Genomic DNA, 10,823 nt, shown 5'->3' on the forward strand with positions numbered 1-10,823 from the left:
TCGCATCACTGAGGGGATGAGGGTGGCAGGCAGCTCCTCAGCCGATGAGCAGTACGCCGATCGTGGCGATCGCGAAGACCCAGGCCGTGGACAGGGTAGCGAGAACAACCGGACGTCCACCGAGGGTCTTGACCATGCTGATCCGTACTCCGCAACCCAAGGAGAACATCGCCGCCGACAGGAGGATGGTCTGAGCAATCCTGCCGCCCTCAAGCACCGGCGCGCCGAGCGGCAGAAGTGTCCGGGCGAGCGCTGCCACAAGAAAGCCGCCGACGAACAGGGGCAGCAGGGCAGGACGCTTCCCTGCGACGGGCGCGACCAGACGCCGCCGGGCCAGCCCGATCATCAGGATGACCGGTGCGAGCATGAGGACCCGTGCCAGCTTGACGACAACGGCTGCGGTAAGCGCGCCGCCACCCATGATGCCGCCTGCGGCGACGACTTGGGCCACCTCGTGAATCGACCCTCCCGCGATCAAACCCTGTTCGCGGGAGGTGAGATCCATGACGCCGAGGACGGCTGGGACGACGCCGATCATGGCGGTCCCGAAGACGACGACGAGCCCGATGGCGGAGGCGACGTCCTCCTCTTCCGCCCCGATGGCGCCGTCCACCGCCGCGACCGCCGCAGCGCCGCAGATGGAGAAGCCGCAGGCAATGAGCAGCCGCTGCATCGGCGGCACCCCTAGAGTTCGGCCGATGAGGACGGTACCGGCGATACCGAGTCCCACGATGAGCAGAACCACGAGAATCATCCCGGGGCCCAGCGCGAGGATGTCGCCGAGCGCCAACTGCAGTCCAAGCATCACGATTCCGAGCCGCAAAAGCCGCTTGGCCGCTACCTGCAGGCCGGGGGCCAAGGACTGTGGCACCGTCCACAGGTTCGTCAGAGCGACGCCCAAGACGATGGCCACCAGAAGTGGGCTGACCGCCGGCAGTGCCTGCTGCGCCAGCAGGGCGGCTCCCGCGGCAGCGAAGGCCAGAGTCAGTCCGGGCCAGATGGAGGGGGCTTTCTCGTCGAGCTCGTCACCGGTCACAAGTCCGTCCAGAGCATGTCTCATTCTGGCTCGTGCATTTGCGAACGGAATGTTCTTCCCCGGCCTGTCTGTTCGCAGCATCGACGCTGCCCGCTCCATTCCTCGACGTCACGTGCCCTCACTCAAACGCCCTGACGTCACGTACCTTCCACCAACGGGGGACACCAGGCCCCATTCAGCTCGACTCACGTTGCGTCGCCGCACCGGAAGGCGTTAACGGCACCTGGGGGTCCAGTTGACGCGGGCATACGGACCAGAGCCCGTATGCCGTTCCGCGGGGACGGTGACGTGACCGGCCAGACCAACTGACCCGCCCCGGGGCTCAGTGCCCGGGGCGGGCCAGGTCCTGCTGGTGGCGTCTCAGACGGCGGAGCAGTCCACCGACGCTGCGCCCTCGATCCAGGTGCCGACCATCTGGAACGGCAGCTCGGAGCCGGCCTCGAAGTACTCGAGCCCGGCACCGTTGGCGCCGTTGGGGTTCATGCGCCCCTCGTGCTTCGGGTCGCCGATCGTCATCTTCTCGAAGATCTTGATGCCGACCGGCAGGCCCGCGGCGTGGAGGGCGGCGTAGCCCGCGTCGACGGCGGCGTCGCACTCGGTGACATAGCCCTCGAACCCGGCACCGTCCTGGGCGGTGAGGGGGAACCAGTTGGCCGACGCGGGAGCGTCGAGGCTGTACATGGGGACGAAGCAGTGGTGAGCCATCGCTGGCGCAGCGGCGAGCACGGCTGCCGTTCCGGTGGCGGCGACGGCGAGTCCGGCTCGGCGCAGGGAGCGTCGGGACATCATGGTGTTCCTCCTGGGACGTGCGGCTGGTCCCGTGTGGAGCAGCCGTCTGTGTCCCACCACCGTGCTGCTCCGGCTGTCCCGGGCGACAGGGGCGGGTGTCCCGTCATGTCAGGAACTTCTCCCCGCACCCGGGCACCTTGGCACCCGGGCGGCAGCGTCCCAGGTCCGTCAGTTGAGGATGCGGATCGAGGCGGGCACGCCGCCCCCGCGCTGGACCTCCTCGGTCAGCTCCTGCAGGGCGGTGAGGGCGACGTTCTGCGACAGCGGACCGTGCGAGACCCGGGCGACGCCGAGCTCCTGCTGGCGCGCGAGCGACGGCGTCCCGGGGATCGCGATGGTGGTCAGGCGCTGCGGACCGAAGGCGTCGACGAGGGTGATGATCTCCTCCTCGGTGAGGATCGCCGGCACGAAGACGACGGGGGCCCCGGCATCGAGGTAGGCCTTGCCTCGCTCGACGGCCTCGGCCAGCACGACGGACCGGTCACGGTCGCGTCCGAGGTGGAACGCGTCGGTGCGGGCGTTGAGCACGAAGTCGGGCACCCCCTCGGCGGCCGCGGCGGCCATGACGGCCTCCACCTGGGCGGCGGCCTCGGCCAGGGGCTTCATCTGGTCCTCGAGGTTGGCCCCCACGACCCCGACACCGATGGCCCGGCGGACGGTGTCGGCGGCGTCGCCGTAGCCGCCCTCGAGGTCGGCGCTCACCGGCAGGTCCGTCGCGTCGACGATGCGGCGGCACATGTCGAGCATCTCCTCGACCGGGATGACCTCTCCGTCGGGGTGACCGAGGGTGGCGGCGATGGAGTGGCTCGCCGTCGCGAGCGCCCTCGTGCCGGGTACGTCGGCGACGACCTTGGCGGAGATGGCGTCCCAGACGTTGACGACGGTCAGGAGCTCGGGGGCTCGGTGGAGGGCGAGCAGGTCGGTCGCGCGTGCGGAGGCAGTCATGTCAGGCAACAAAGCGGGAGAGACGGTTCCTATTCCCTTGGCGGTGCCGGCCGCCCCGGCGGTCGAGCCCGTTCAGAGGGCGTCCAGACCGACGCGGCCCTCCTTGAAGGCCTCGACGAAGAGCCGGTAGTCGGTGTGCACCTGCGCGGCATACGCCATCGCCTGCTCGACCACCCACGTCGTGAACTCCGAGCGCCTCCCCGTCAAGGGACCGGCAATCGCCTCCTCGACCTGGAAGGTCACGAGGTGCTGGTCGCTGTCCTCGTCGGAGGCGCAGTGGATCTTGGCCGTGGCCTGCCCCAGCTGTCGCACCACCACACCGATCTCCTCCGGTTCGTCGAGGTCCGACCAGGCCAGTCCCACCTCGTAGGGCGAGATCTCGGACAGGACGAACCCCACACCGTCCATGGTCGTGTGCCCGAGGAGAGAGTCGGTGTGCGCCTGGAGGGCCCGCTGGCTCACCACCGTGCGGTGCGCCTCGTGCTCGAAGGCGGCGTCGATGTCGCCGCTCTCGACGAAGCGGCTCAGCGCCGGCACGTTGGCCTGCTTCATCTGCACGACGACGTCGTTCTCGAGGGCCTGGCTGTGGCCCTCGAGCAGCAGGTTGTAGCTCGCCAGGCCGGCACTCCCGATGCCATGGGTCACGGTGGCCACGACGTCACGCACGTCGTAGAAGACGGGTACCCGGCTGCGCTTGTCCGACGGGATCGTCGTGAGGTAGTCCTCGTACGCTTCCATCACCTGGGCGCGCTCGGCCTTGCCGAGGCGGCGCACTCCCTCCTTGGTGGCGAAGATCCGGTGGTGGTCCTCGACCGTGGTCAGCTCGTCGAGCAGGTCGACCCGACGCACCTCGCGCGCCCGGTGCAGGGCCGTCAGGACGGGGCCGCGCGCGTTCTCGAGCCGGATCGCGAACTCGGTGTCGTCGGGTGTGCTCCGGTAGTGGCCGACCTGGCGCAGGTAGGAGCGCAGGTAAGTCTCGATGAGGGCTCGGACCTCCTCGTCGGGGATCGCCTTCTGCCAGCCGTGCAGGGCCAGCGACGCGGAGAAGCGCAGGAGGTCCCACGTGAAGTGCCCGACGTAGGCCTCGTCGAAGTCGTTGACGTCGAAGACCAGCCGCCCCGCGGAGTTGAGGTAGGTGCCGAAGTTCTCGACGTGCAGGTCCCCGTGGACCCAGATCCGCGAGGACCGCTCATCGACGTAGGGGGCGTCCATCCGGGTGACGTCCCGGTAGAACAGCCCGGCGGACCCGCGGTAGAAGGAGTGCGGGTCGTGCGCCATCCGCCGGAACTTGTGCCGGTATGCCGTCGGGTGCGCAGCCATTGCGTCACCGAACGACTCGCGTAGGACGTCCACGATGATGCGGGTGCGGCTCTCGGACCTCGTCGTCGGCATGGGTCGGACCCTAGTGCGGGAAGTGGCTCAGGACCCCTCGCGCGCGGCCACCCCGTGGAGACGCAGCCGGGTGCGGAGTCGGGTCGGGGCAGCCCAGGAGCAGCCCGGCCGGGGCGTCCGCCCTTTGGGGTGGTGCGACACCCCCGGCACGCATGCGAGATTGGCCCGCATGAGTCCCCTCCAGATCCGCCCCGTCGGGGGCGCCGCCGGCTGCCTCGCGATGATCGCCATCTCCGTCGTCCTGTCGATCCTGCTGACGGTGGTGCTCAACCTCATCGTCCGGTGACCGCGCGTGCGGTAGCGGCTCAGGACGAGCTCGCGCCCGCCCGGGTCACCGACCAGTCGATCGGCTTGCACACGCCGCCGTTGGACTTCTCGGCGGAGCACGCGGTGATCGCGACGTGCAGGTCCATCTCGGCCCGCACCGAGAAGCGGTCACCGGCGCGGCTCGGCGGCGGGTCGATGTGCAGCTCCCCGTCGCCGTCGGCCCACACGTTCATGAAGATGTTGAGCGTCGTCCCGATCTGGTCGGGCTGGACGCCGTGCGGTGACAGGGCGGCGACGAGGTTGGCGAAGCAGCTCGGGTGCGGCGCTCCGCCGAGGTCCGGATAGAGGATGTCGAAGGTCTGCTGGCTGCACGGCGTGAGCAGGAAGTCGTGGGTTCCGCAGGTGTCCTCGACGACCGTGAGCATCGGTCGGCTGCGGTTGCTCCAGAGCCGGCTGCCCTCGCGGAAGCGGATGGTGTTCTCGAAGTCGATGGAGCGGCCCGACGACAGCGTCTCGGCGACGTCGTCGGCGGCGACGCAGTAGAGGTCGCTGACCTGGACCCCGCTCGGGTCGACGACCGTGAGGACGTCGCCGGGGGACAGCCGGACGTGGGTGCCGGTCTGTGGCTCGAGGCGGGTGAAGCCGGGCTGGAGGTCGAGGGTCATGACGTCGAGGATGCCGGGTCGGTGTCGGGAACGACGTCCAGGGGTGCCTGCCACGAGTCGGGAACCGCGCGACCGGAGTACTGACGGGCCTCGGAGATCGTCCCGTGGTCAGCCACCATGGGGTTCACCGAGCCCTGCAGCTCGAAGTCGCGCGACCGGATCGTGTCGCGCATGTGGGCGTAGCGCTCGGTCTGCTTGAGCTGCTCGAACTGCGCGTGCAGGTTGAAGGTGAGGATCGGCCACGGCGCACGCCGGGCGATGCGCGAGGCGTTGGGGTGCAGCCCCACGACGAAGAACGCCGTGCCCCCGATGCTGAACGAGAAGTTGACGTCGTCGGGGTCGCTGGAGACGTCCGGGTTCCACGGGCTGTCGTCGAAGTCGCACAGGTGCTGGAGGGTGCGCCACAGGGCGTCCTCGAACGCCCGCTCGGTCGGGGGCGGCGGGCCGCCGAACGCCGCCATGAGGGACGTGAAGCCGGCGTCCGGGTCGGCCGACTCCCCGAAGTCGCGCAGGGCGCAGTAGACGTCGAAGCTGCTCCTGACGTGCCCGAGCCGGCCGGTCGTGGCGATGTGGGCCCGGTCGCGGTTGAAGACGGCGCGCGCGCCCAGGCACGGGTAGTCGGCGTCGAGCACCCAGGCCCTCATCTGGGCCCGGACGTCGTCCGGGGTGGGTGACGACGTGGCGTCGCTCGGCACGGCAGGTCTCCTCGTGGTCGTGAATCAGCCGCCGCATCGGGTTGGACGGGCGCGCTCACCCTGACCGTAGGCAAGAAGAGCCACGCTCACCACCCCCCTGCGGGTGGCTGGCCACGCGTGGACGCCCCCACTGACGGTGGTCTGCCCCATGCTGGGGTCCATGGCGATGCGCAAGGGAACCAGGGTCAGGTGGACGTGGGGCCGGTCCTCGGCCGAGGGCACGATCGACGAGGTGCACCACGACGACGTCTCGCGCACGACCAAGGGTGAGGAGGTGACCCGGCACGGCACGGACGACAACCCGGCATACGTCATCAGGCAGGACGACGGGACGGTCGTGCTCAAGCTCGCCAGCGAGGTGGAGCGGGCGGACGGGGACTGAGCGGTGGCGGAGGGGCACGCCGTCCACGGCATCGCCGGGCGGCTGCGCCAGTTCGTGGGGCAGCCCGTGCGTTCGCGCTCGCCCAACGGCACCTTCGAGGCCGAGGTCTTCGACCGACGGGTGATCGCCGACGCACAGGCGGTGGGCAAGCACCTGCTCGTCACGGCGGTCGGCGTCGAGCCCACCGTCCACCTGCACCTCGCAATGGACGGCGCGGTGTCCGTCCGGCGACACACGCGCGCGCTCGAGGGCGGCTTCCCGCGGACCGAGCCGCCCCTGCACGGCAACGTCGCGTGGCGGCTGCTGTCGGCCACGCACCACGGCGAGCTCACCGACCCGGCGGTCTGCGAGCTCCTCGACGCCGAGGGTGTCCTCGCACTGCGCGCCCGACTGGGCCCCGACCCCTTGCGCGACGACGCCGACCCGGACCTCGCCCGTCGTCGCGTCCAGGCCTCGAGGCGCGCCGTCGGCGCCCTGATTCTCGACCAGAAGGTGATCGCCGGCATCGGCAACGTCTATCGCGCGGAGCTGCTCCACCGGGCGCGCCTGGACCCGTTCACGCCGGGCCACGACGTCGACGACGACACGTTCGACGCCCTCTGGCAGGACGCCGTCGACCTCATGACCCTGGGTCTGGGCGCCGGGTGGATCGTCACGGACGCGGACCAGATGGCCGATGCCCGGGCTGCGCTCGTGCGCGGGGAGCGGGTGCCGCGGTGGCCCAAGCGGTATGCCGTCTACGGCCGGGCGGGACGCCCGTGCCACGTGTGCGGGACGACCGTCCGCGCGGAGCGGATGGGGCAGCAGCGCATGTTCTGGTGCCCGGTCTGCCAGGCGCCGGGACGGCGGTCAGCCGGCGAGCGGGAGGGGCCGGACGACGAGGACAGGCCACGGCGAGCGACGCGCACGCTCGGGTGACTGCGGGTGCAGCAGCTCGACGGACCAGACGGTGCCGTCGACTACGAAGGTGTGCGGGGCGCGGTCGAGGGAGCGCACCACCGTCTCGTCCCACAGCCCGTCGTCGAAGTCGCTGAGGTGCTGCAGGGTGTGCCAGAGGCGGTCCTCGAGAGCCTGCTCGGAGACGCGCACCGGCCCCTCGAGGACGGCGACCAGCGAGCGGGTCCCGCCGTCGGAAACGTTGCGGGAGGTCAGCTCGCGGACGGCGCCGTAGACGTCGAAGCTGCTGTTCGGGCTGCCGAGGCGTCCGTCGTCACGACCTCGACGCCCTCGCCGTCGATGCCGGCCCGGGCGCCCGGAAACGGCTCGGGGACCCGAGCCAGCCAGGCGCTGACCTCGGTCAGGGGCTCGGTCGGGACGAGGGAGAGGACGGGTGCGGGCGATGAGACGGGGGCGAGGGCGGTGTGGGACACGATCGGCTCCTGGTGTGGGCTGGCGGAGCGCCACGAGGTCCGGGCGTCGTCCACCGACCGTCCGAACCTAGGGTCCTCATGCGGGTGCGGCTACCTCCCTTGGGGTGACGGGGACGCCGCTACGATCGAGCGTGACCTCTCTCGTCCTCACCGTCATCGGCGACGACCGCGCCGGACTCGTCAAGGCCCTCGCCGACGTCATCGCCGAGGGCGGCGGCAACTGGGAGCGCAGCCACCTGTCGGAGCTCGGCGGCAAGTTCGCCGGCATCGTGCTCGTGACCGTCCCGCAGGAGCGGGCCGACGCGTTGCGCGCGGCGCTGGCCCCCCTCGACGGGCTGCTGGACGTGTCCGTCCACACCGGCTCGAGTGCGGGACCCGGCGCTGCCGGCGACCCGGGGAACGTGCGGCACGTGCGCATCGAGGTCCTCGGCAACGACCGCCCGGGCATCGTCGGCGCCGTCTCGGGCGTCCTCGCCGACCACGGAGTCAGCGTCGCCTCGCTCGAGAGCGACACCCGCGACGCACCGATGGCCGGCGGTCGCCTCTTCGACGCCCGCGCGGTCGTCGCGGTGCCGAGCGGAGTCGACCTCGCCCGAGTGCAGTCCGACCTCGAGGAGATCGCCGGCGAGGTCATGGTCGAGGTGTCCCTCACCGCCGAGGACGCCTGACCCCTCGTCATGCAGGCCCTCGAGCTGCTCGTCGACGACGAGACCGACGACGCCGTGCGACGGGAGTGGGTCGCGCTCAGCCGGGCCGGCCTGCCCAGCCAGGCGGACCACACCGGCACCACGAACGCCCCGCACATCACGCTGCTCGCCACGGGCGAGCTCCCGGCATGCGACGAGGAGCTGACGGCGGCCCTGTCCGGGGCGCTCCCCCTCGCCGTGCGGCTGGGACCGGTCGTCGCGTTCCCCGGACGGCGGCTGGTCCTGGCCCGCCTCGTCGTCGCCGACGCCGCGCTGCTCGAGCTGCACGCCACGGTGGTGACGGCGAGCAGGGCCGTCCCCAGCCCGCTCACCACCCCCGGACGGTGGGTGCCCCACGTGACCCTTGGCCGCGGCATACCGATGGGCGACCTCGGCGCGGCCCTGTCACTGCTCCGGGCCCCCGGCCTCGACGGCTCGGCGACGCGTCTGCGTCGATGGGACAGCGTTGCGAAGCAGACCTCCGCCGTCGTCGGCTGAGGTCAGAGCATGCGCCGGAGCTGTCCGTGGCGGGCGTGCGCCACCATGAGGGCGACGTGCACGGTGAGCGCTGCGAAGAACGTCACGTGGGCGGCGATGTGGAGGCCGAGCCAGCCGCCGCCGGCCTCGAGGAGCAGCAGGCCGCTCAGAGGGATGGCGAAGAGCAGGCTCAGGAGGACCTTCTCGGTGACGGCCGAGATGCGCCTCGCCGTCTGGTCGAGGTGCTCGGCCCACGGCGGCAGCCCCACGCGCCTCCACAGCACCCGGACCACGCCGAGGGCCAGGACGAGGAGGCCGAGCGCGATGTGGGCCCGGGGCACCGAGGGGTCGGCAGCGTCGATGCTCCAGCCGACGACGAACTGCGTGGCGAGGACGGGCACGGTGACCCAGTGCAGGGTCTTGGACATCACCTCGTAGCCGTCGGGGCCGTTGCGCCAGCGCATGGACTCGACTCTAGGGCTCCGGCACGCGACCGGGTCGCGGCGGCAGCCGTCGGTCACCGGCCGATGCGCGAGGATGCTCCGGTGGACCCCATCGAGCAGGACGACATCGCGACCGGCGCCGCCGCGGAGACGGCTGCCGCCGAGCCGCTCGGGTCGCGCGCGGCAGCGGCCCTGGTGTTCGGGTCGAGTGCAGCGGTCCTCGTCGTCGAGCTCGTCGCACTGCGCCTGCTCGCGCCCTACCTCGGTCTCACGCTCGAGACCAGCACCCTCGTCATCGGCGTCGCCCTCGCGGCCATCGCCGTGGGCGCGTGGGTGGGGGGACGGGTGGCCGACGGCACCGATCCGCGCCGCCTGCTGGCACCCCTGCTCGTCGCCTCCGGGATCTGCGTCTCACTCATGCCGGTCGTGGTCCGCGGAGGGGGTGAGCTGGCCGGAGCGGGTGTCTTCGTCATCGCCGCCGTCGCGATCTTCGTGCCGGGTGCCCTGCTCTCCGCCATCTCGCCGATCGTGGCGACGCTGCGCCTCACCGACCTGGCCCGCACCGGAAGCGTCGTCGGAGGGCTCTCCGGCGTGGGGACCCTCGGCGCCATCGCCGGGACCGTGCTCACCGGGTTCGTGTTCGTCACGGCCGTGCCGGTGAGCCTCATCCTCGTCGGCCTGGGCGTCCTGCTCGTCCTCGCGGGGGTCGTCGTGGCCGCCCGGTTCGGCCGTGGAGCGCGCTCGGGACTGCCCCGGTCGGCGCCGGCCGCGCTGCTGCTCGTGCCGGGCGTGCTCGGGGCCGCGTGGGGGCCGGGCAGCTGCGACGTCGAGACGGTCTACCACTGCGCCCAGGTGGTGGGCGACGACGAACGGCCCACCGGTCGCGTCCTCGTGCTCGACGGGCTCCGTCACTCCTACGTCGACCTCGAGGACCCGACGCACCTCGAGTTCGACTACATCGCCGCCCTCGCGTCGGTCGCGGACGCCTCCTTCCCCGCCGCCGAGCCGGTGGCGGCCTACCACCTCGGAGGGGGTGGCCTCACCCTGCCGCGCTACCTCGCAGAGCTGCGGCCCGGGACGCGCAGCATCGTCTCGGAGATCGACGCCGGCGTGCTCGAGGTCGACGTCGAGCAGCTGGGCCTCGTGACCGGCCCCGACCTCGAGGTGCGGGTCGAGGACGGCCGCCTCGGGCTCGGCCGGATCCGGTCCGGCAGCCAGCAGCTCGTCGTCGGTGACGCCTTCGGTGGGGTGTCGGTGCCGTGGCACCTCACGACAAGAGAGGCGATGAGCGAGGTGCGTCGGGTGCTGGACGTCGACGGCCTGTATGCCGCGAACCTCATCGACTTCGGGCCCATGGACTTCGTCCGCGCCGAGATCGCGACGCTGCAGGCCGTGTTCGACCACGTGGTCCTCGTCGCCGAGACCGACGTGCTCGAGGGCGAGCCGGGCGCCGGGGGCAACGTCGTCGTCGTCGCCTCACAGGCTCCCGTGGACCGGGCGGCGCTCACCGCGCGCCTGGGCGAGCGGGTCCCGGACTGGCGGCTCCTCGACGGCGCCGCCCTCGACTCCTGGGTCGGCGACGCCATGGTCCTCACCGACGACCACGCGCCCGTCGACCAGCTGCTCACGCCGTACGCCGCCTCGGCCTCCGCAGCCGGCTGACACTTCGATGGAAG

The 10,823-nt window shown here is 71.6% G+C and carries 14 protein-coding genes; 5 read left to right on the forward strand and 9 right to left on the reverse strand.

Annotated elements, in window-relative coordinates; genetic code table 11:
- Positions 1-37: 37 nt before the first annotated feature.
- The 6 genes from ACOJV9_RS10285 to gntA all read right to left on the reverse strand — a co-directional run bounded on the left by ACOJV9_RS10285 (position 38) and on the right by gntA (position 5,789).
- The gene (locus ACOJV9_RS10285; protein ID WP_420185110.1) at positions 38-1,036 is read right to left on the reverse strand and encodes a YeiH family protein; all 999 of its coding nucleotides are present in this window, start codon (positions 1,034-1,036) and stop codon (positions 38-40) included.
- Between the two features lie 360 nt (positions 1,037-1,396).
- Positions 1,397-1,822, reverse strand: a complete 426-nt coding sequence (locus ACOJV9_RS10290; RefSeq protein ID WP_420185111.1) for a hypothetical protein — start codon at positions 1,820-1,822, stop codon at positions 1,397-1,399.
- A 171-nt stretch (positions 1,823-1,993) separates the two neighbouring features.
- Positions 1,994-2,770, reverse strand: coding sequence for an isocitrate lyase/PEP mutase family protein (locus tag ACOJV9_RS10295; protein ID WP_420185112.1), 777 nt, complete (start codon positions 2,768-2,770; stop codon positions 1,994-1,996).
- Between the two features lie 72 nt (positions 2,771-2,842).
- Positions 2,843-4,162 carry a DUF2252 domain-containing protein gene (locus ACOJV9_RS10300; RefSeq protein ID WP_420185113.1) on the reverse strand — a complete coding sequence of 440 codons (1,320 nt, stop codon included), beginning with the start codon at positions 4,160-4,162 and terminating at the stop codon, positions 2,843-2,845.
- A 305-nt stretch (positions 4,163-4,467) separates the two neighbouring features.
- The gene (locus tag ACOJV9_RS10305; protein WP_420185114.1) at positions 4,468-5,094 is read right to left on the reverse strand and encodes a DUF1989 domain-containing protein; all 627 of its coding nucleotides are present in this window, start codon (positions 5,092-5,094) and stop codon (positions 4,468-4,470) included.
- Complete coding sequence (gene gntA, locus ACOJV9_RS10310) at positions 5,091-5,789, reverse strand: guanitoxin biosynthesis heme-dependent pre-guanitoxin N-hydroxylase GntA (RefSeq protein WP_420185115.1); 699 nt, start codon at positions 5,787-5,789, stop codon at positions 5,091-5,093. Before gntA ends, ACOJV9_RS10305 begins: the two co-directional genes overlap by 4 nt.
- Before the next feature lie 160 nt (positions 5,790-5,949).
- On the opposite strand from gntA, the gene ACOJV9_RS10315 reads away from it, so the two are divergent.
- Both ACOJV9_RS10315 and ACOJV9_RS10320 read left to right on the forward strand, forming a co-directional pair.
- Positions 5,950-6,171: a hypervirulence associated TUDOR domain-containing protein gene (locus ACOJV9_RS10315; RefSeq protein ID WP_420185116.1), complete on the forward strand. Its 222-nt coding sequence runs from the start codon at positions 5,950-5,952 to the stop codon at positions 6,169-6,171.
- Between the two features lie 3 nt (positions 6,172-6,174).
- Complete coding sequence (locus tag ACOJV9_RS10320; protein WP_420185117.1) at positions 6,175-7,089, forward strand: Fpg/Nei family DNA glycosylase; 915 nt, start codon at positions 6,175-6,177, stop codon at positions 7,087-7,089.
- Here the strand turns inward: ACOJV9_RS10320 and ACOJV9_RS10325 are convergent.
- Both ACOJV9_RS10325 and ACOJV9_RS10330 read right to left on the reverse strand, forming a co-directional pair.
- Positions 7,021-7,260 (reverse strand): YqcI/YcgG family protein, encoded by a 240-nt coding sequence (locus ACOJV9_RS10325; protein WP_420185118.1) that lies wholly within the window; start codon positions 7,258-7,260, stop codon positions 7,021-7,023. The two genes, ACOJV9_RS10320 and ACOJV9_RS10325, sit on opposite strands and share 69 nt — an antisense overlap.
- 59 nt (positions 7,261-7,319) lie before the next feature.
- A complete protein-coding gene (locus ACOJV9_RS10330) occupies positions 7,320-7,541 on the reverse strand; it encodes a hypothetical protein (RefSeq protein WP_420185119.1) in 222 nt (73 codons plus the stop codon).
- A gap of 131 nt (positions 7,542-7,672) precedes the next feature.
- On the opposite strand from ACOJV9_RS10330, the gene ACOJV9_RS10335 reads away from it, so the two are divergent.
- Together ACOJV9_RS10335 and ACOJV9_RS10340 are read left to right on the forward strand one after the other, a co-directional pair.
- The gene (locus tag ACOJV9_RS10335; protein ID WP_420185120.1) at positions 7,673-8,209 is read left to right on the forward strand and encodes a glycine cleavage system transcriptional repressor; all 537 of its coding nucleotides are present in this window, start codon (positions 7,673-7,675) and stop codon (positions 8,207-8,209) included.
- Between the two features lie 9 nt (positions 8,210-8,218).
- The gene (locus ACOJV9_RS10340; protein ID WP_420185121.1) at positions 8,219-8,725 is read left to right on the forward strand and encodes a 2'-5' RNA ligase family protein; all 507 of its coding nucleotides are present in this window, start codon (positions 8,219-8,221) and stop codon (positions 8,723-8,725) included.
- Between the two features lie 2 nt (positions 8,726-8,727).
- On the opposite strand, the gene ACOJV9_RS10345 is transcribed toward ACOJV9_RS10340, so the two are convergent.
- Positions 8,728-9,168 (reverse strand): cytochrome b/b6 domain-containing protein, encoded by a 441-nt coding sequence (locus ACOJV9_RS10345; protein ID WP_420185122.1) that lies wholly within the window; start codon positions 9,166-9,168, stop codon positions 8,728-8,730.
- An 81-nt stretch (positions 9,169-9,249) separates the two neighbouring features.
- Between ACOJV9_RS10345 and ACOJV9_RS10350 the strand changes: the two genes are divergently transcribed.
- Positions 9,250-10,809, forward strand: coding sequence for a fused MFS/spermidine synthase (locus ACOJV9_RS10350; protein ID WP_420185123.1), 1,560 nt, complete (start codon positions 9,250-9,252; stop codon positions 10,807-10,809).
- Positions 10,810-10,823: the final 14 nt, after the last annotated feature.

Source organism: Knoellia terrae (assembly GCF_048606435.1).
Classification (GTDB): domain Bacteria; phylum Actinomycetota; class Actinomycetes; order Actinomycetales; family Dermatophilaceae; genus Knoellia; species Knoellia terrae.

Excerpts from the sequence above, each read along its gene's own strand:
- ACOJV9_RS10340 (WP_420185121.1), top strand. The coding sequence starts at position 8,219 with ATGCAGGCCCTCGAGCTGCTCGTCGACGACGAGACCGACGACGCCGTG.
- ACOJV9_RS10295 (WP_420185112.1), bottom strand. The coding sequence starts at position 2,770 with ATGACTGCCTCCGCACGCGCGACCGACCTGCTCGCCCTCCACCGAGCC.
- ACOJV9_RS10345 (WP_420185122.1), bottom strand. The coding sequence starts at position 9,168 with ATGCGCTGGCGCAACGGCCCCGACGGCTACGAGGTGATGTCCAAGACC.
- ACOJV9_RS10300 (WP_420185113.1), bottom strand. The coding sequence starts at position 4,162 with ATGCCGACGACGAGGTCCGAGAGCCGCACCCGCATCATCGTGGACGTC.
- ACOJV9_RS10315 (WP_420185116.1), top strand. The coding sequence starts at position 5,950 with ATGGCGATGCGCAAGGGAACCAGGGTCAGGTGGACGTGGGGCCGGTCC.
- ACOJV9_RS10305 (WP_420185114.1), bottom strand. The coding sequence starts at position 5,094 with ATGACCCTCGACCTCCAGCCCGGCTTCACCCGCCTCGAGCCACAGACC.
- ACOJV9_RS10290 (WP_420185111.1), bottom strand. The coding sequence starts at position 1,822 with ATGTCCCGACGCTCCCTGCGCCGAGCCGGACTCGCCGTCGCCGCCACC.